Origin of the sequence: Calorimonas adulescens, assembly GCF_008274215.1 — a bacterium.
Lineage (GTDB): Bacteria > Bacillota > Thermoanaerobacteria > Thermoanaerobacterales > UBA4877 > Calorimonas > Calorimonas adulescens.
Window position 1 is genome coordinate 1 of the sequence record NZ_VTPS01000027.1, and the last position, 17,070, is coordinate 17,070.

24 protein-coding genes and 2 pseudogenes are annotated in these 17,070 nt (G+C 32.4%); 22 read left to right on the plus strand and 4 right to left on the minus strand.

The features are described 5' to 3' along the window. From FWJ32_RS12430 to FWJ32_RS13370, 5 genes are all read left to right on the plus strand, one after another. Window positions 1–672: DUF6518 family protein (locus FWJ32_RS12430; RefSeq protein ID WP_203227767.1), on the plus strand; the 672-nt coding region annotated here is incomplete at its 5' end. A 60-nt stretch (window positions 673–732) separates the two neighbouring features. Then, the gene (locus FWJ32_RS12435) at window positions 733–1,170 is read left to right on the plus strand and encodes a hypothetical protein (protein ID WP_149546290.1); all 438 of its coding nucleotides are present in this window, start codon (window positions 733–735) and stop codon (window positions 1,168–1,170) included. A 136-nt stretch (window positions 1,171–1,306) separates the two neighbouring features. Next, on the plus strand, window positions 1,307–1,666 hold the full coding sequence (locus tag FWJ32_RS12440; protein WP_149546291.1) for a hypothetical protein: 360 nt from the start codon (window positions 1,307–1,309) through the stop codon (window positions 1,664–1,666). A gap of 161 nt (window positions 1,667–1,827) precedes the next feature. Continuing rightward, window positions 1,828–2,184 (plus strand): hypothetical protein, encoded by a 357-nt coding sequence (locus FWJ32_RS12445; RefSeq protein WP_149546292.1) that lies wholly within the window; start codon window positions 1,828–1,830, stop codon window positions 2,182–2,184. Window positions 2,185–2,292: 108 nt separating this feature from the next. Then, window positions 2,293–2,466, plus strand: coding sequence for a hypothetical protein (locus tag FWJ32_RS13370; RefSeq protein ID WP_162523630.1), 174 nt, complete (start codon window positions 2,293–2,295; stop codon window positions 2,464–2,466). A gap of 224 nt (window positions 2,467–2,690) precedes the next feature. Here FWJ32_RS13370 and FWJ32_RS12450 read toward each other — a convergent pair whose 3' ends face one another. Further along, window positions 2,691–3,095, minus strand: a complete 405-nt coding sequence (locus FWJ32_RS12450) for a four helix bundle protein (protein ID WP_149546293.1) — start codon at window positions 3,093–3,095, stop codon at window positions 2,691–2,693. Window positions 3,096–3,624: 529 nt separating this feature from the next. Here FWJ32_RS12450 and FWJ32_RS12455 point away from each other — a divergent pair. The 4 genes from FWJ32_RS12455 (at window position 3,625) to FWJ32_RS12470 (ending at window position 6,494) form a co-directional block, all read left to right on the plus strand. Continuing rightward, window positions 3,625–4,542 (plus strand): ParM/StbA family protein, encoded by a 918-nt coding sequence (locus FWJ32_RS12455; RefSeq protein WP_149546294.1) that lies wholly within the window; start codon window positions 3,625–3,627, stop codon window positions 4,540–4,542. Then, on the plus strand, window positions 4,539–4,829 hold the full coding sequence (locus tag FWJ32_RS12460) for a hypothetical protein (protein ID WP_149546295.1): 291 nt from the start codon (window positions 4,539–4,541) through the stop codon (window positions 4,827–4,829). Before FWJ32_RS12455 ends, FWJ32_RS12460 begins: the two co-directional genes overlap by 4 nt. An 811-nt stretch (window positions 4,830–5,640) precedes the next feature. Continuing rightward, complete coding sequence (locus FWJ32_RS12465; protein WP_149546296.1) at window positions 5,641–6,147, plus strand: hypothetical protein; 507 nt, start codon at window positions 5,641–5,643, stop codon at window positions 6,145–6,147. Between the two features lie 53 nt (window positions 6,148–6,200). Further along, complete coding sequence (locus FWJ32_RS12470) at window positions 6,201–6,494, plus strand: sodium ion-translocating decarboxylase subunit beta (protein WP_149546297.1); 294 nt, start codon at window positions 6,201–6,203, stop codon at window positions 6,492–6,494. Window positions 6,495–6,619: 125 nt separating this feature from the next. On the opposite strand, the gene FWJ32_RS12475 is transcribed toward FWJ32_RS12470, so the two are convergent. Both FWJ32_RS12475 and FWJ32_RS12480 read right to left on the minus strand, forming a co-directional pair. After that, complete coding sequence (locus FWJ32_RS12475) at window positions 6,620–6,907, minus strand: hypothetical protein (protein WP_149546298.1); 288 nt, start codon at window positions 6,905–6,907, stop codon at window positions 6,620–6,622. 147 nt (window positions 6,908–7,054) lie between these two features. Beyond that, on the minus strand, window positions 7,055–9,073 hold the full coding sequence (locus FWJ32_RS12480) for a CHC2 zinc finger domain-containing protein (RefSeq protein WP_149546299.1): 2,019 nt from the start codon (window positions 9,071–9,073) through the stop codon (window positions 7,055–7,057). A 373-nt stretch (window positions 9,074–9,446) separates the two neighbouring features. Here FWJ32_RS12480 and FWJ32_RS12485 point away from each other — a divergent pair, with 373 nt between their 5' ends. The 6 genes from FWJ32_RS12485 (at window position 9,447) to FWJ32_RS12505 (ending at window position 12,212) form a co-directional block, all read left to right on the plus strand. Further along, the gene (locus tag FWJ32_RS12485) at window positions 9,447–9,740 is read left to right on the plus strand and encodes a stage V sporulation protein S (protein WP_149546300.1); all 294 of its coding nucleotides are present in this window, start codon (window positions 9,447–9,449) and stop codon (window positions 9,738–9,740) included. Window positions 9,741–9,767: 27 nt separating this feature from the next. After that, window positions 9,768–9,992: a SymE family type I addiction module toxin gene (locus FWJ32_RS12490; protein WP_034843457.1), complete on the plus strand. Its 225-nt coding sequence runs from the start codon at window positions 9,768–9,770 to the stop codon at window positions 9,990–9,992. A 341-nt stretch (window positions 9,993–10,333) separates the two neighbouring features. Next, a complete protein-coding gene (locus FWJ32_RS13950; RefSeq protein ID WP_149546301.1) occupies window positions 10,334–10,624 on the plus strand; it encodes an ArsR/SmtB family transcription factor in 291 nt (96 codons plus the stop codon). Between the two features lie 10 nt (window positions 10,625–10,634). Then, window positions 10,635–11,558: a permease gene (locus tag FWJ32_RS12500; RefSeq protein WP_149546302.1), complete on the plus strand. Its 924-nt coding sequence runs from the start codon at window positions 10,635–10,637 to the stop codon at window positions 11,556–11,558. An 18-nt stretch (window positions 11,559–11,576) separates the two neighbouring features. Then, window positions 11,577–11,714 carry a hypothetical protein gene (locus tag FWJ32_RS13375; RefSeq protein WP_162523631.1) on the plus strand — a complete coding sequence of 46 codons (138 nt, stop codon included), beginning with the start codon at window positions 11,577–11,579 and terminating at the stop codon, window positions 11,712–11,714. Between the two features lie 288 nt (window positions 11,715–12,002). Next, entirely contained in the window at window positions 12,003–12,212 is a 210-nt protein-coding gene (locus FWJ32_RS12505; protein WP_149546303.1) for a sigma factor, read from the plus strand. On the opposite strand, the gene FWJ32_RS12510 is transcribed toward FWJ32_RS12505, so the two are convergent. Continuing rightward, a complete protein-coding gene (locus FWJ32_RS12510) occupies window positions 12,209–12,766 on the minus strand; it encodes a DDE-type integrase/transposase/recombinase (protein ID WP_275266302.1) in 558 nt (185 codons plus the stop codon). The genes FWJ32_RS12505 and FWJ32_RS12510 overlap by 4 nt on opposite strands. Window positions 12,767–13,658: 892 nt before the next feature. On the opposite strand from FWJ32_RS12510, the pseudogene FWJ32_RS12515 reads away from it, so the two are divergent. The 7 genes and pseudogenes from FWJ32_RS12515 to FWJ32_RS12540 all read left to right on the plus strand — a co-directional run. Beyond that, a pseudogene (locus FWJ32_RS12515) lies at window positions 13,659–14,258 on the plus strand (HD-GYP domain-containing protein); the annotation flags it as partial. Beyond that, window positions 14,255–14,512 (plus strand): UPF0175 family protein, encoded by a 258-nt coding sequence (locus FWJ32_RS12520; RefSeq protein ID WP_149546306.1) that lies wholly within the window; start codon window positions 14,255–14,257, stop codon window positions 14,510–14,512. The pseudogene FWJ32_RS12515 and the gene FWJ32_RS12520, both read left to right, overlap by 4 nt. Then, window positions 14,505–14,972 carry a PIN domain-containing protein gene (locus FWJ32_RS12525; RefSeq protein WP_149546307.1) on the plus strand — a complete coding sequence of 156 codons (468 nt, stop codon included), beginning with the start codon at window positions 14,505–14,507 and terminating at the stop codon, window positions 14,970–14,972. Before FWJ32_RS12520 ends, FWJ32_RS12525 begins: the two co-directional genes overlap by 8 nt. A 58-nt stretch (window positions 14,973–15,030) precedes the next feature. Then, window positions 15,031–15,125: pseudogene (locus tag FWJ32_RS14035) on the plus strand (ParM/StbA family protein); the annotation flags it as partial. Between the two features lie 167 nt (window positions 15,126–15,292). After that, complete coding sequence (locus FWJ32_RS12530) at window positions 15,293–15,742, plus strand: permease (RefSeq protein WP_203227768.1); 450 nt, start codon at window positions 15,293–15,295, stop codon at window positions 15,740–15,742. Between the two features lie 74 nt (window positions 15,743–15,816). Next, window positions 15,817–16,302 carry a permease gene (locus tag FWJ32_RS12535; protein WP_149546308.1) on the plus strand — a complete coding sequence of 162 codons (486 nt, stop codon included), beginning with the start codon at window positions 15,817–15,819 and terminating at the stop codon, window positions 16,300–16,302. Further along, window positions 16,299–16,829 carry a permease gene (locus FWJ32_RS12540; RefSeq protein ID WP_149546309.1) on the plus strand — a complete coding sequence of 177 codons (531 nt, stop codon included), beginning with the start codon at window positions 16,299–16,301 and terminating at the stop codon, window positions 16,827–16,829. Before FWJ32_RS12535 ends, FWJ32_RS12540 begins: the two co-directional genes overlap by 4 nt. The last annotated feature ends 241 nt before the right edge of the window (window positions 16,830–17,070 follow it).

Here is a 17,070-nt window from a genome sequence, read left to right on the forward strand (position 1 = left end):
TATTTTAAATATACACTAATTCATAAGTTCTTACTTTTAGTAGAATGGGGAAATAATGCCATGCCAAATATCAAGGAAAAAGCAATCCGAATTATATTATTTTTTATTTTAGGAATCTTTTCTGGATTCCTGGCAAAATATGTTGATACTATACCTTCTAATGGTGCAATTGGCAGTTTAATTAACATAATTAGCAATATAAGTTCCAGAATTGGAATATGGGTTTTTATTGCCACTATTATTGCTGCATGGAGCAGAACACCCAGAGCAGGGGCAATTCATGTTTTTACCTTTTTTGCGGGAATGCTTCTGGCTTATTACATATATTCAATGAAGTTATTTAACTTCTTTCCAGTATATTATTTTGTTCGTTGGGGATTAATTGCCTTAATATCTCCGATGGCTGCATATGCTGTCTGGTTTAGCAGGGGGAGTGGATGGTTTGCAGCACTGTGTGCTGCTCTTCCTATTGGGCTGCTGGTTTCAGAAGGGTATAACTTTCTTTATACATTTTCCCCAGTTTCAGGATTTTATTTGATTGCTGCTATCATACTGTTTTGCATTTTACCGAAAAACAAATATCAATATTTAAAGGTATTGATATTTACAATATTAACATCAGTATTACTCAGTAAATTTGATGTGTTGTCCTATATAATTGGCGGATTATAAAAGAAGAATGCAATGTATAAAAATTAATAAAAACAAAGGAACTTGAAAGGAATAAATATTATGATGAAGACCGTTTGTTTGCAAGACTGGGTACTTAAAATAGATGTTGAAAAAACAAAAGAATACTATGACAGCATAACAGTTGAAGAAGGCTGTGACTGTGATTACTGTAAGAATTATATAAAGAATTGTAAAACTTTTTCGCAAGAAGTGCTGGACTTTTATACAATGTTAGGGATTGACCCTCAAAAAGAAGGGGAATTTATGGAGTTTGAAACGGATACTGATGAGCATTTATATATGGGATTCTATCATTTGGTAGGAGAAATCATTAAAAAGCCTAGTAAGAAAGCAAAAAAATGGGATGATTTAAATATTATAAGAGTTGATAATATGAAGTTTACATTCACTGATGAATTAGACCTTGTACCAGAAGATTTTCCAAAGCCAGTCATTCAACTGGAATTTGAAGTTGTGCTGCCGTGGCTGCTGGAATAAAAATGCATATATAAAAATCAATATATATGAAGTATATTTTAAGATTGAACTTATTATATACTGATGACACAAATTAAAGTTTTTATATAAAAATATGAAATTAAAAATTAGTGCTTTATAAAAGGAGCGTATTGGATTGAAAAGACTTAAAAAATCGGGGATAATGCTTGTTATTATTTTAGTTTTATCAAGTGTGTGCATAATTATTTCAATGAGTAAATTTAACACACCGAATTTTATTAAGAGTGGAATGGGAATTGCTAAAATAATGTTAACTGATGCAGAAATTGTACAAATTCAACAGTATCCACAAGTTTATTTGGCTAAACCAGATAATGCACAGCAGACATTGATTAATTTTATGGAACAGCGAGGATATAAATATTTAGAGGATGAACGAATGGCTTCTACATTAGTATTTGGAAATGAAACATCTAAAAATTATATTGAGTTTTCTGTTAATGGTTATTACTCAAAATGGGTATTTAGGGAGTAGTAAAAAATATAAGTACTAACAGAAATTTTATTGAAATAAATTAGATATTCATTACAAATAAAGTTCATAATGTGCTGATATTACTTATAGTCGTAGCATTAATTTGTTATACTACATCATTGATTTATTGTATAAAAATGGATTTAAGTAGAGGTGATACCGTGGCAAAGCATGAGTTTGGAATAATAGATTTTTTTGAAGAAAATAAATGGTATAGTGAGTATGAACCTGAAAAGTATAATTGCATTTCAGTTGACGATGATTTACTGGAAGAATTGATTGGAAAGTATATTGAAGAATTAATGAAAGTAGAAACATATTTTCAAATTACAACTCAGCCAGGACATGGGCTAGATTATTGTGGAGTAACACTCATCCCACCAACATCTCTCAAACAATTTAGAGATGTTATTACCAAGGCAAATAGTTACTATCAATCGCAAGACCTTCAATTGCTTATTAAAAAGGTATCTGATGCAATAATAGAAAATAAATATTTAATTCATTACGGCATATAAGTAGTATTCTTTTTTTATATATAATATATAAAGTCAAAGTTAATTTTACCTCTGGACCCTTGCTACTATCTTTTTGGTCCGATATAATGGGTCAAAAGAGGTGGTCTAATGAAAGCAGTAAGGTGTAATAGTAAATTCGCATTGGAAGAAAAAGAAGTCTATGAAAAAAACAAATATGATTTTAAGGTTCAAGTAATTCATAATATTGTATATGTTTACTCAATGATGGACTTATGGATAATACAGAGAGTTGGAGAGAAGAAATTTTACCTTTATCATTAAAATAAGAAGTTTGGAACAAAAAATTACCATTTTCAAATTGAATTGACTTGTCTTGAGGATGCTTTTATGTACATTCATAAGCATGATAAATATGTTTTACAGGAGAAGTGGTCAATACCTCCAAAACTAAAGAATGCATATAAAAAAGCCCGAAAGAGGGAGAAGAGTTAAGGGATTAAGGGATAATTACTAGAAAAAGGTTATCCTTTAATCCTTATTATTTCTCATATATCACTTGGATTGGAACTGTTATATAATTCAGATTTTAACCTTTTTATGTAACCATAGAGCATTTTGATAATCTCAATCAACTTTTCATCCAGAGCATTATATTGTTCTCTTGAAATATAATTATTTTGAAATGCAGTAAGAAGATGATTCCTAGATTCTCCACAACTGCCCAAAGCAGCATTTGCGTGGAACAATTCTCTTTTTATGAATAATTGGGTATTTCCCTCGGCAATATTTGCCCCAATACTGCGGCTGGCTCTAATTAATTGGTCAACAAGCCTATACTGCTCATATCCTGGGAAACTTTTAACCAATTCCCCTATTTCCTGTTCTAAGGCATTTGCCTTCTGCCAGACCTTAAGCGTCCTAAAATCCTTTATTACTAAACTTTCACTCATAAAGTTCATCCTTTCATAATTTGATTTTTTACATTATACGGATTGTTAGGGGCAAGTCAATTTTTAATGCTAGAATTTTTGTAAAGTAATCCTTGAAAGGTAAAAGGGTTAAGGGGCTATAAGGGGCTATATAATACATTATTAATTCTTAGTCCATGTACCTTGTGACTAATACCCTAAACTAGTTTTTGTCGCTTTAAAATCTATATAGGTACAGTAATATCAAGGGTTTCATGGGATTTACTAAATACATATATAATAAGAAAAGGGATAAGAAGAAAGGGAAAAGGTTTTAGGGAAAAGATGATAAAAACACTTGAAAATGAATTTGATGATTTAATATAAAGTAACTGTTCACGAATAATAAGGCATTTTACAATAGCATGATTGAAAACCTCCGTATCGTTTATATTTTTAGTATGCTTACCAATTCAGGTAAGCAATTTTTTGCAAAACAGACTTGAATTTTTAAAGAATGATTTATTAAAAGAACTATAAAGAACTAAATTACAAGATTGGAGGAATTGTAATGAGAAACAGGATTTTATTAGGCCTTGACAATGGAAACAAGTGCACAAAAACAAGTGAAGGTTATATCAGTGAGGCGGGATTCATAAAATCTAATAATGAACCAATCTCAACAAGCAACTTGTTAATTTATGAAGGTAAGTTTTACAGTATCGGGAACAGCAGATTAAGTGTTCAAATGGATAAGACAGTCAATCAGGATGCTTTCATCTTGTCGTTGCCTGCAATTGCAGATGCGATAAATAAAGCAGGAGTAGAAGGTGAGGTAGATGCAATCCTGGGAGTAGGGCTCCCGATTGTCAGTTATGGAACTCTTAAGAAAAAGTTTCGGGAATACTTCTTAAGACGGGACATAGAATTTAATTTTAACAAAAAAGATTATAAAATAAATATTATTGATTGCAGGGTGTATCCGCAGGGGTATTCTTCACTGATTACGGTATTCAACAGTTATCGAAATCTGCTGTGCAATGTTATCGATATTGGTGGATATACAATTGATTTTTTCAGAGTAGAAAATGGAATCATAGATGTTTCAGCATGCTATTCGCTTCCCAACGGAATCATCACATTAATTGTCAATATACAGCAGGAACTTCTTAAAACAAATATCAGACTTACGGAAATACAGATACAGGAGATTGTAGCAGGAAAAGAACCAGTTCTATTCGAGGCTGATATTATGGAAGTGATTAAAGTGATGTCAGAAGAGTATGTAGAAAATATATTAGCGAAAATTGAGGAATACGGATTTGAATTTAGAAATCCTAGCATCTTTACAGGCGGAGGAAGCATGATGCTTCAAAAATTCATTGAAAAATGTAGTAGGGTTAAGTATGTGGATTTTCTTGACCAGTTTGCAAATGCACGTGGTTATAAGATTTTGTTAGAGCAAGAATTAAGAAGGTGCTATCAATGACAACAAAACGAATAAACCTCTCTTTTTCCATAGATAGAGAGGATGACTTGAAGGTATATAGAATACTTTCTGAACAAAAATATAAAACAGATTATGTTATTAATGCAGTATTAAGTTATATAGGAGAAAGGGATAAGGGTTTTGACAAGGAAAAAATAAAGGAGGCTGTGAAAGAAGCAATAGAAAAATGTGGAGGTATTTCTATAGAAAACAAGGGAAAAGAGAATAATAGTTGCGTACAACATGAATTACCTGACAATATATTTGATATGTTTGATAATCTATAGCCTTTAATCTTTACAAGCAGTGAAGTTTAAGACTTCCTGCTTTTTTCTTGGATAAAAGTATAGGTGGACAGATATTGAATAATCCATAATTTCCTTAGGTTAAGCCTTATTTCTCCTTACCCCTTTCTCCTAATTCCTTATTCCATAATACAAAGTCCCAAAAAGAACTGGAATAAAAAGTTAGGAACTATAAGGAACTAAGGTTTGATAGATAATTGAATATATAGGCAGACCCTTTACAAATAATATGCCATATGTTATTTTATTATTTTAAATACAGGTATTCTGGAAGTAGTTAATAAGCGGGTAAAATAGAGGAAGTTATTGCTTTAATGCAATCTATTTCCTCTATTTTATTTTTGTATAATTTTAAAAGGATAATATTATTACATTTCTGGTATTTAGAAGGGTAAAAGTGGCATTTAGAATCGTTACTCTTATATAGAAAACTAATAAGAATGAATTATTAGAAACCAACCTTTTTGCATGAGAAACGGAGCAAATGAGTAGGTTTTGGATAGGTAAAAGGATTTAGAAACGGTTTAAGGGTTGATGGATAAAAAAGTGATTCTAAAATTGAAACAGAGCAGGAGTATGGGGATTATAGGTTAAAGGGGATAGGGGACTTGAGGTTAGAAGTATATAGTATATTGTAATTAATAATAGTATCGATTTTTCTTACTCATAAAATCTTATCAAATCTATATAAAAGACTCTTTTAATAACTTTAAATGTAATATATAATAATAATTAAACATTATTGGGAAAATGTAGTACAATAATGCATGTGACCTTTATGAGGTGGAAAGGCATGAAAATTAAAAGTAAAACAGTTATTAAAGCAGTATTTTTGGCAATACCTTTGATACTGTTTTTATCAAGTTATATAAATTTTAGTAGTCAAAAAATCAATAATGAGCACTTAGAAAGTTTCAAAAATGAACTCATGACAACTGTTCAACAAAAATTATCTTTTGATATGAATAACTTAACTCCCTTTGAATGGGACAGGATGTATATTATTCGTCCTTATACCAGCAGAACAGAAATGCAAAAAATAGTAGGAACAAAATGGACTACTGCCGATACATATATTGGTTATCTAACATTTGATAAAACTTGGTTCGGAGAGTATCCATTGGATGATGATATATTTCATAAACTAATTTTTGTAAAAGGTAATAAAGTAGTTCTGGATGTTACTCTCGACAGAAGCGATGTAGATTTTACGCAGATTAATAGTCCAGTTATAAATGGTAATGCTTTATTTATCATTGACAAAACAAGCGGAGGAAATGTTATAAAAGCAAGTAAATAGTAGAGGGTACGGTACTTTAATAAAAAAATGAGCATGTTTGGAGTGAATAAGACATGAAAAAAGAGAAAATAATGAAGGCAATTGCTATACTTACTATTTTATGTGGTTTATTTACCTTTATCAGTGTACTTTCCAGTTATCTGCTGCCATTATATTTATCTTATAAATTCAATATAGATACAAGAAATGCAGGCTCGATAGGAATCATAGGCGGTGCAGACGGACCAACGGCAATTTATGTGTCAGGTCAATTTTCTTCGCACTTGTTTACTGCCATCTTTGCATTGCTAACAATATTGGGAATCATATATCTAGTTATTGCCAAGTATAAGAAAAATCATAATTAATCCAGAACCAGTTGTTTATCAAGAGCAAAGATGTAATAGCAGGTTTGTTTGTACAGAAAAGTTAATATAATATATTATATAAAAAAGGCTTCCCAGCAAGAAAACTGAGAAGCCTTTAAAAAATATTAATCAGGTAACCATTCTTCTAGATATTTTATCATTTCACTTATACTTGGATAATACTGTGAGAACCTTTCAGGTGCCAATTCGGGCACTTTATCTGATAATTTGTTTAGCAATTCCTTTAACTCATTCAGTAAATCTATTCCATCACTATAGTTGCAGCGGTAGACAGTTTCAAGGATGTCAAAGCAATATTCGGCATTCTGGTATTCCCTTGAGTCTTTACCAAAGTTTTTGTCTATTGCAGAAAGGATACTCTTAATTTCTTGTTTTAAATTTTTGGCTTTCATACAACCACGTCCTTTCAATTAATTTTAAACAAGGATACAGAATTATGGTTTTGAAAGTCAAGTTTTTTTGAATGAAAATAAGTTTTAAGGACTATGGCATATTAAAAAGGAATACTGAAATCATCGTAGACAGGGGTAAAGTTACCGTCATCCAGTACAGCCGTACTTGTATGTATGTGTGCCGTTAGAAGAATGAGGATTTATTTTTTTAGGCATATAATCCAAAACGTTAAAGTCTTTATTTTTAATAATATTCCCTACAATAGCAGCAATCTGTTTTCGGGAACATTCATTGTCTATTTTTTGGATTAAATCTAAATCAAATTTCTTTTTTAAATGAAACAGTTGTGCTTTAGAAATGTTGATGAATTTTTCTTCTGTTTTTTCTTCTTGGCCAGCATCAGATATAATATGTCTGTTTTCTTTTACGATATTTTCTGCTTTATTAGCATTCTGCACTTCCTTAAAATTCTTTGTGCAGAGGTTTAACAATGTTTCAATTTCCTCTTCATTAAGGCAGTACAATTTTTTTAATGCTGCAAGTTGCTTATAATTCATATCCTTTAAATCTATATACTTAACAAGCGCTTCAGCAAAACTGATTACTTGTTTAATATTTCGTGGGTCGGTGGATAGAATATCACTTTCAGTATACAGGCCTGTTTTTAAAAGAGTATTTAAATCCTCATTACTTGCAGGGGCAAAAGAATATGCATGCTTTTCCCAGAGACTAACAAAAAGTTTTAGTGTTTCATCGTCATGTAGTTTAACCGAACAATCAGTTATGTCTTTTCCCAGTTCTTTAAAAGTGCTTATAATTCGGATATTCCTAAAACCAAACTGCCAAAGGCGGTAGGCGGCTGCAATGCTTTTGCTTTGTCCAACTTTATGTTTATCATTATCAAAGAACAGGTTAACAGCCACATCTCTGCCGAAGTATTTATCAATTAAGTATATATGGAAGTCGGTTAAGTTTGCCTGTCCTGGAGAAACAGCATCATATCCCATGCTGGAAAGTTTAATTGCATCTGCAATGCCTTCTGTAATCCATAATGTATTAATGCATTTATTCTTCAGTTCGTAAAGGTTAAATAGAAAGTTTCCAGGTTTAAATGGAACAAAATCTCTATATGTAGTTCCGTTTTCATTTGTTATCAAGTTATCCTGATAGTCGGTTATGTTAAGGTATTTGTACTGTTTTGAGGCATTTAAATCTGTTTGTCGGCACTGGTACCCGACTACTATGCCAGTTTCATGGTCTCTAACGGGAAACAGGACTCTGTTATTTAACATGAAGAAATCGCTGTAGTAGAGGTGACGCTGGCTGTCCTTATCAAAGTAAATTAATCCATACTTCATAGCCGTATCTATATCTATATTATATTTCTTACTCATGAAATCAGAGAGTTTATCAACTGAATTTAATTTATCTGCATTTTGGGTAAAGTCATTAATCAATTTGCTGTTTTTAGCATCCTGGATTGCTTTATCATAATCGGTGATTCCATTATCAATTATATTCTGGGCTTTCAGATGCCTGATGGTCTTTTCAAGGTCTAGTGCTTCCAGTATAAAGTCGGGTTTGCTGGTAGAGTTGGAAGAACAAACTTCGGAGAAGGGCTTTATTTGCTTTTCTTTCCTTTGGATTTGGCGGTCTGATTCTGCTGTATTAGAAAAATATATTTCAGGAAGAAGCCAGATATTATAGTAGCCGGTATATCTAAGGCTATTTGTTTTACGATAGCGTTCCAGTATTTTATCTTTTAACTTCTGCTCAAAATCAGCGATTGAATTAAATCCTAAATTCAGACCAGCAAAGTTGTTTGCGGCAAAAATTTTTGCTTCGTTGAGGTTGTTCCTACCTGAGAAATTTTGCATATACATGATAAATTCAAGGTATGTACCGCTTTTACCGCAGGCGTTGCAGTGAAAGTTCCGTTTGTTGTCATTCAGAGAAAGAGAGGTAGGGTTATCTGCCCCGGGGTGAAACGGACAGACAAAACGTCCTTTGTTATATTTCCCTTTAAGCCTGTAAAAATCCTTTAACTTTGCGGCAGTGAGAGACTGCTGGATTATAGGTTCAATATCATTAAGAAATTGAAATATTAGAATACCCACATCGTGAGTTATCTTTTTAGCAATGATATTATTTAAACTGCTGTTCATAGGCCATTCCTCCGTTCTGTAATTTTTTAATGAACGTATTATATCCGTAATTTATTACATTTCAAGAAGAACTTTATTTTGTAACAAAAATTTAACAAAAAAATTAAGGCTCAAAATTTGACAAACTTAAAAATATGGTTAATATGTTATTAATACTTCAAGGTACTTCAGTTCGTGATAACATTGCCAAACATTGAGAGATGCCTTGAAGTTATTGAAGTATGAAGTATTAATGAAATAGTCTAACCAATTTTAGTTTTGGCTAAATTCTTGTTTCGAACTGAAGTAATGAAGAATGAAAATAAATACTTGAAATGCCTTATAATCAATCCTTAATATGCCTCATAAAACAGGTTAAGGAGGCATATAAGGCATGAGTATACAGGTATTAAAGGTTGCTGGAGAAAGCAACATTAATGCTGCAGCAGAGGCCATAGTTGAATATGTAGTAGCAAATGGCATCGTTCATATTGATTGTATTGGAATAAAAGCAGCATATATGACGGTGAAAGCCCTTGTTCAGGCGACTGAAATGTTGGTAAATAAAGGTTACAGATTCAATTTAAGACCGTATTATGTGAAAGTAAGAACAAAAGATAACAATGTGCAATCAGTTGTGAAAACTGCTATCCGATGGACATTGATTGCTAAGGGAAAAAGCATTTAATCTTGCAGCAACTACAGAGGTGTTAAAATGCAAAAACGTATTCTAAGTGTTTATTATAGTTATACAGGAGATAAGGAAGTACCTCAGATAAGACTGCAAGGTAAATGGCTTAAGGAACTTGGGTTTGAAACAGGGAAGAAGATAGTTGTTTTAGCAAAAAATGGAGTTTTGGTAATTAGGATTGCTTCTGCTGAAAATAACGTTAGTTTAGTTAAAAAGGATAATAATAAAGTCTTTAAAAAGAGTTGTTAAATATATAATACGTAACGGAGCAGGTTAATACCTGCCTCGATTTATGGGAAGTACGCTATAACCTTATACTTGACATTTGTAAGATTAAATTTATTGCATTTTGAGATATTACTTGTATTCTTTTGGGAGTGCTGCTAACACTTAAATAGTGTTTTGCGACATACCCTTCCCTTTTTTTTATTCCTTTCTTCTTTTTTTCCTATGATAAAGCTACTTTTTTCACACTAATGAAGCACGCTGGTTAAAGTTTCAACAAATTTAAAAAACAATATCAAATTTTTTTGATATTGACATCAAAAATATTTGATATAAAATATTGAAATGAAGGAGTGAATACATCAATGACAAATAGGTTGTTAACCCAACAAGCCAATCTATTTAAAGCTCTTTCCGATGAATTTCGATTAAGGATTCTTTTTTATTTATATTTGAATGGAGAAAAATGCGTGTGTGATATTTGCGATTTTTTTAATACCGGTCAGTCAAATATTTCGTATCACTTAAAACTACTTTGTGATGCAAATATAATTAACAAAAGACAAGTGGCGGTGTGGAACTATTATTCCTTAAATACCGAGAATAAACTTTATCCTTACCTGTATGAGATATTCAAGAATTTAAGTCAGGAGTAATTAAAGGGAGATGTTTCAAACAGTTAATTTGCTCAATACGGGGAAAGTATTCCTCACCATATTGGGAGAACTTATACTTCTTTTTATTGGTATAAGTTTCCTTGTGGCTCTTACTCAAAGATACCTATCAAAAGAGAAAATAAAAATGATTCTTTCGGCACCGAGGAAGGAGTTAAACAGCATACTCGGTGCGGCACTTGGCGCTGTGACGCCTTTTTGTTCATGCTCGACGATACCTATTTTGGTAGGATTATTTAAAAGCGAAGCACCGTTTTGCGGTGCAATATCTTTCCTTATGTCTTCCCCAATACTAAATCCTGCAATAATTCTATTATTTTTGACATTTTTCGGACTTAAGGAAACAGTAATTTATGCGGCATTTACCTTCATATTTGCCGTAGTTATAGGTATTTTACTTGATAAACTTGGCATGGAAAGGGAAGTTAAAAGAGTAACCATTAAAGGAGAAATGCAGGAAGAAATCGCATATGATAAACTTCAAGGTTCGTTTTTTGAAAAGAATAAAATAGTGATTAAGTCTGCCTTAATTGATGCCGTGGGATTATTTAGACAGGTATTTCCATATCTTCTAATAGGAGCTGGTATTGGAGCGTTCATTTATGGATTTGTTCCAGAAAATCTAATAATTAAACTTGCAGGGAAATCTAATTTTTATTCAGTGCCCATTGCAGCAATTATTGGTATTCCAATGTATATCCGAACTGAAACGATGATACCTATTGCACAGGTGTTGGTTTCAAAGGGTATGAGCTATGGCACAGTAATGGCACTAATCATAGGCGGAACAGGGGCCAGCATACCAGAATTATTTCTTTTAAATTCTATTTTTAAGAAAAAGATGATGATTGCCTTTGTGGTATCTATATTTGTTGTTGCCGTTATTACAGGATATGTGTTTAATATAGTTATGTAGGTATGGGAGGTGATAAGAATGTCTGAAAAAAAAGAATCCATTTTCTCAAAGTTATTTAAACCATCAAAATCTTGTTGTTGTTCCATGGAAATTGTAGATGAAGATAAAGAAAAGATGGCAGAGGAAAAAGAGGAAAAAGAAAAGGAGTCGAAATAAAATTTTTATTATGGGAAGGGGCTATCCGAGAAAGTTATCTTATTGGATAGCCTATTTTTTCTGCTGATGAAATTGATAGGTTTTTACCACAAGAATTGAAACGAAAATTAACACCTTAAGGATGAACATATAATCATCTCTTTTGGAAAGCCTTTTTTCACAAACAGGGTATGGATAGGGAATTGTTAACAGAAATATGGAAAGGTTTTTTATAAATCCTTTTTTTGTTTACCTTTTTACTTCCAGATCGTCATAATTAATGAGACCAAATATAAGAGGGAGGGATTAATGTGGCAGGATTTATGCAGACTTGTGTTTCATTACTTGCTTGGTTTGGGAATTTCAAAGGCTGATGCGGAAGATCTGGCACAAGAAACTTTATTGTCTACATATCTGCATCTTGATGGTATCCAAGATGGAAAATTAAAATCCTATGTCCTTTTAACGGCAAAAAATAAATACATCGACACTTGCTGGCCCCCTATTACTTGGATTTAAACGACCAACACGCCACGATTCACATTATTTCTTAAAAATGCTTCATAAAATGCTGAAGGTGTCATATAATTCAAGGATTCGTGGGGCCTTTCACGAAGATAAAATTTTATATAATTATCCAGGCCTTTAAAGAATGAATTATAACTTTCAAAATCATTTAAATTAACATATTCTTCTTTCAAGGTTCTATGAAATCTTTCAATATTTGGGTTTCTTTCAGGCGACCTTACTGGTATTCGCTCATGAAATATACCCAGTTTAGTGCAAAATTCCTGAAATTCTTTAGACTTAAACTGCGGCCCATTATCGGTTCTGATTGTTAAACTATCTGTTATATGCCTTGATGCAATGGCTTTTGTCACGGTTTTTACTACATCGTTCTTTGTTATCGAAAAACCAGCCTTATAGCCCACTATCTCTAACGTATATGTATCTATTATATCCAGGATAAAGATTATTCTGGGGAAAATAGTCACATACGTAATATCCATCTGCCAATGGGTATTCGGGGCCTCGACAGATACTTTTTTGAAAACTATTTCAGTATTAATCAAACAAAGAATTATTATTGACTTCTTTTAACACTATTAATTGGTACTTATTGTTAAAAGGTTGGCTTTTTAATAAGGGTTTTGATACAGGAAAGGTAACCTTCAGGTTTATACTGGCAGTAATTAAGGAGAATGTGCTTTTTATTTTTTTGAAGGAAAATTTGGGACGATAAAGTGTGAGGTAAGAGGTGAAAGTTATGAGAGTAGGTTTTCAACAAGAGAGTTTTGTCGAAGAATGCTTTAATAGAGTATTTAAAGGTTTATCATTTGCAGAATTTGGTTTAGGCGTGCCATCTATATAACTAAAATAAACTCCACTCCATGATAATAAAGTTCATTCCATAATCCCGTAGCAGATGCAGGATAACTCCTGATTTACTGCGGGGTTTGCGTTTTTATTGGGAAGAAGTGCTAAGGTGTAGGGGTTAAGGAGAATAGATTTTGCATTAGAATATTATTATGATGATTACAGCCATGAAAGTACTGATTTTAAAGGGATTGAGAGAAGTGCTTATTACTATATTGATTGAGATATTGATACCAAGATGGATAAAAAGCATTAGAAAAACAATATGAGAAAATGCAACCTTATCCCTTTTTCCTTTCAAAACATCCCTTTTTAGAACCAACTTTATTTTAAAAATTGTTACAAGAATTAAGGTAAAAGTATTAATAAATGGGATGAAATTAAGGAATTTTAGAGCGGACTTTATTATCTGGTAGAAATTAGTATATAGGAAAATCAAGGGTTTGAGGGGTGTGGATGGAGTGGAGATTATTTTAAATATACACTAATTCATAAGTTCTTACTTTTAGTAGAATGGGGAAATAATGCCATGCCAAATATCAAGGAAAAAGCAATCCGAATTATTATTTTATTTTATAAATTACAACCAGAAAGTGTATAAACAACAGAAACATTGTTGCTCTCATCAGAGAAGAAAATGTAGAGTTCTATCAAAAGTATGTTTTAGACCATCAAATAAGGACTGCTGAACTGTGTAAAAAAACAGCAGAAGCTTTTTCCCTTGATGAAGACGAAAGAAAAATTCTAATTCAGGTTGCACTGCTGCATGATGTAGGAAAACTGCTGATACCTTTTAAAATTCTCTCAAAAGATACATCTCTTTCACCTTATGAAAGGCGAATAATACAACTTCACCCTCTTAAGGGTGCTGAATGGCTTAGAAAAAGAGATTTTCCTAAGGAAATTGCAACTGTTGTTGAAACTCATCACGAAAGAGTGGACGGCTTAGGCTATCCCTATGCATTGAAAGGGAATGGGATACCTTTTTTAGCAAGAGTTCTTTCTGTATGTGATGCCTTTGAGGTAATGACAAGTGGGAGACATTATAAAGCACCTAAAAGTGTAAGTGAAGCTGTAGATGAGCTTAAAAGAGAAGCAGGCAAGCACTTTGATGAAGTAGTAGTAATTACTTTTACTGACATGTGGTATAATGAAGATATAAAAGAAAAGAAGAAGGTGGTTGTATGAAAATAACAAGGAAAATAGAAATTCCAGAAGAAATACTTTTAAGCCTCAGGAAAAGCGAAGATGAGTTTATAGCTGAATTGAAAAGAACAGCAGCAGTTAGATACTATAAAGAGAAGAAGCTTTCTTTGGGTCAATGTGCTGCACTTGCTGAAATGAGCGAGGAAGAGTTTATAAAGTACCTTTCAAGTTTTGACGCAAGTATTTTCTCTTTCGATAACAGGGAAGAACTTTTGGAGGATATAAGAAATGCGTAAAGTTGTTGCTAATTCCACACCTTTAATAATTCTTTCAAACATCAGTAAAATTGATATTCTAAAGCAGCTATATGGGATAATTTACATTCCTTCTGGTGTTTTTGAGGAAGTAAATGTTACTGGCAGTTCTGAAAGCTATGACTTCATAAAGGTTGTAAGTATTAAAAACGAAGGAGCTAAGCAGTTTTTTCCTATAAGTCTTCACAAAGGTGAGGTAGAAGTGATGATTTTAGCAAAGGAAATTAATGCTGATTTATGTATAATAGATGACTATCTTGCAAGAAAACATGCTAAAAGTTTAGGACTAACTGTGACAGGCACGCTGGGAGTTTTGATAAAAGCAAAGGAAAAAGGGATTTTAAAAGAAGTAAAACCACTTATAGATAAAATGTTACAGAAAAAGTTTTACATCGATAGAAAATTATACAATGAAGTCTTAGAAATTTGTGGAGAAAAATAAATGCGCCGATTAAGGTGTTTTTTATTTTTGCAAAAAATTTAAAGGAGACAGATTCTAAGTGTTTAAAATAGGGCTTGACTTGGGATATGGGTATGTAAAGGTGGTTAATGAGCAGGGTAAAACAGTACTTTTCCCTCATTAGTAGGAAATGCTGTGAATGATAAAATATAATTGACAGCAATTGATAAGTAGAATGTAATTAATCTGAATAAAAAGAGTGTAGTGAAAAGAAGACTTTATGCACTTTTTTCTTTTTTTATAGGATTTACTTCGGCTGGATTGCCTTTAGGTGTAACTTTTTCTTTTTTGATTTCTTCACAATGGTAGATTTAGCATCATTGATGCTGTTAATGTCATTTTTCGGTGCTAAAATTGCCATAGCCTATGTAGTTGTAGGTCTGATTCTTGCTGTTATCGGAGGTACTTTAATAGAAAAGTTAAGACTTGAAAAATATGTGCAAGGATATGTTAGAGAAATTGAGAATACAGATACTGATTTTGTAGTAATGAGTCGAGATGAAAGAATCTCTTATTCAAAAGACCAGGTTAAAGATATTATCCATAGGGTATGGCTATATGTATTAATCGGGGTAGGAATAGGGGCAATATTATCATTTATGATGGCGGTAACAGCCCTGTCGCTACCTTCAATGATTATGCCCAGCAAGGTAGTAAAGCCTAAACTTTTAGTAATCTTTGTATTCATTGTATCAGCAGGGATTATAATAATTGGATATTTGTTTAATGCTTTTTCATATATTTTTGTGTAATAAGGGTTGATAAATGAGTAGGGGTTTATCTATGGTATTGTAAAAGGAATTTAAAATAGGAGGGGTATTTAAATATGGGAAATTATATTATCTATGCTGTCACGCTTATACTTTTGATAATTTCTTTCTTAAAAGACAAACAAAAAACAAAAAATGCATTAAAGAAAGCGTGGAAGTCCTTTGAGAATATATTGCCAGAATTTCTTGGAGTTATTATGCTGGTAGGAATACTGCTTGTCGTACTCAATCCCCAGGTTATATCTGCCGTAATTGGAGCAGAATCAGGATGGTTTGGCGTTATTCTTGCAGCCCTGGTTGGAGCAGTTACCCTTATCCCAGGGTTTGTGGCATTCCCTACTGCTGCCATGCTGCTTCAAAATGGTGCAGGGTATATGCAGATTGGAGCATTTGTTTCTACACTTATGATGGTAGGGATTGTTACGGCTCCTGTAGAGATAAAATACTTTGGCAAAAAACTTACCATTGCAAGAAATGTTTTAGCCTTTGTATTTTCTTTCCTCGTAGCATATATAATTGGGAAGGTGGCGGGCGGTATATGAAGTTTATAAAAAGATACAATTTTTTTCTAATCACTATCGGCATTATAGGGATTATTACTTTAATAAATAGAAGTGTTGGAATAAAAGCCATTGGTGTTGCAGGATATAGTTTGAAGGAAATGGCTCTAGTTATTCCCCCTGTATTTATTCTCTTGGGTTTGTTAGATGTCTGGGTTCCTAGAGAAACGATGGTGAAATACATGGGAGAAGGTTCAGGGATAAAAGGCGTAATCCTATCCATCATTTTAGGCTCGGCAGCAGCAGGTCCACTTTATGGAGCATTTCCGATAGCAGCAGTTTTTATGAAAAAGGGTGTAAAATTTAGCAATATACTAATATTCATTGGAGCATGGTCCACTACAAAAATACCAATGTTTTTATTTGAAATGTCAGCATTGGGTACTAAATTTGCTGTAACAAGACTATTGATTGACATCCCTGGAATAATTATTATCGCTTACATCTTATCCCTTTTAATGCAAAAAGAAGAGATAAAAGAAATATATAAAAAGGCTGAAAACATGTGATATATGATATGTGTAAAAGAGTTGAGTAAAATGTCAAAGAAATAGTTCCAGTAAATATGAATTATTTATTAGCAACACCATAAATCGCAATCTGACGGCTAATCCTTATTTGCGATGACGTTAAATTTACTATTGGTATCATCATATTGGCCCCTTAAGAGAATTGGACTAAAACACACAAAATGATAAAATTTCTCTTAAGGGAGGTCAAAATCAATGGCAGCACATAAAAACTTTACTC

Coding starts and splice junctions, on each gene's coding strand:
- FWJ32_RS12435 (WP_149546290.1), top strand. CDS start 733: ATGATGAAGACCGTTTGTTTGCAAGACTGGGTACTTAAAATAGATGTT.
- FWJ32_RS13370 (WP_162523630.1), top strand. CDS start 2,293: ATGAAAGCAGTAAGGTGTAATAGTAAATTCGCATTGGAAGAAAAAGAA.
- FWJ32_RS12450 (WP_149546293.1), bottom strand. CDS start 3,095: ATGAGTGAAAGTTTAGTAATAAAGGATTTTAGGACGCTTAAGGTCTGG.
- FWJ32_RS12455 (WP_149546294.1), top strand. CDS start 3,625: ATGAGAAACAGGATTTTATTAGGCCTTGACAATGGAAACAAGTGCACA.
- FWJ32_RS12460 (WP_149546295.1), top strand. CDS start 4,539: ATGACAACAAAACGAATAAACCTCTCTTTTTCCATAGATAGAGAGGAT.
- FWJ32_RS12465 (WP_149546296.1), top strand. CDS start 5,641: ATGAAAATTAAAAGTAAAACAGTTATTAAAGCAGTATTTTTGGCAATA.
- FWJ32_RS12470 (WP_149546297.1), top strand. CDS start 6,201: ATGAAAAAAGAGAAAATAATGAAGGCAATTGCTATACTTACTATTTTA.
- FWJ32_RS12475 (WP_149546298.1), bottom strand. CDS start 6,907: ATGAAAGCCAAAAATTTAAAACAAGAAATTAAGAGTATCCTTTCTGCA.
- FWJ32_RS12480 (WP_149546299.1), bottom strand. CDS start 9,073: ATGAACAGCAGTTTAAATAATATCATTGCTAAAAAGATAACTCACGAT.
- FWJ32_RS12485 (WP_149546300.1), top strand. CDS start 9,447: ATGAGTATACAGGTATTAAAGGTTGCTGGAGAAAGCAACATTAATGCT.
- FWJ32_RS12490 (WP_034843457.1), top strand. CDS start 9,768: ATGCAAAAACGTATTCTAAGTGTTTATTATAGTTATACAGGAGATAAG.
- FWJ32_RS13950 (WP_149546301.1), top strand. CDS start 10,334: ATGACAAATAGGTTGTTAACCCAACAAGCCAATCTATTTAAAGCTCTT.
- FWJ32_RS12500 (WP_149546302.1), top strand. CDS start 10,635: ATGTTTCAAACAGTTAATTTGCTCAATACGGGGAAAGTATTCCTCACC.
- FWJ32_RS13375 (WP_162523631.1), top strand. CDS start 11,577: ATGTCTGAAAAAAAAGAATCCATTTTCTCAAAGTTATTTAAACCATCA.
- FWJ32_RS12505 (WP_149546303.1), top strand. CDS start 12,003: ATGTGGCAGGATTTATGCAGACTTGTGTTTCATTACTTGCTTGGTTTG.
- FWJ32_RS12520 (WP_149546306.1), top strand. CDS start 14,255: ATGAAAATAACAAGGAAAATAGAAATTCCAGAAGAAATACTTTTAAGC.
- FWJ32_RS12525 (WP_149546307.1), top strand. CDS start 14,505: ATGCGTAAAGTTGTTGCTAATTCCACACCTTTAATAATTCTTTCAAAC.
- FWJ32_RS12530 (WP_203227768.1), top strand. CDS start 15,293: ATGGTAGATTTAGCATCATTGATGCTGTTAATGTCATTTTTCGGTGCT.
- FWJ32_RS12535 (WP_149546308.1), top strand. CDS start 15,817: ATGGGAAATTATATTATCTATGCTGTCACGCTTATACTTTTGATAATT.
- FWJ32_RS12540 (WP_149546309.1), top strand. CDS start 16,299: ATGAAGTTTATAAAAAGATACAATTTTTTTCTAATCACTATCGGCATT.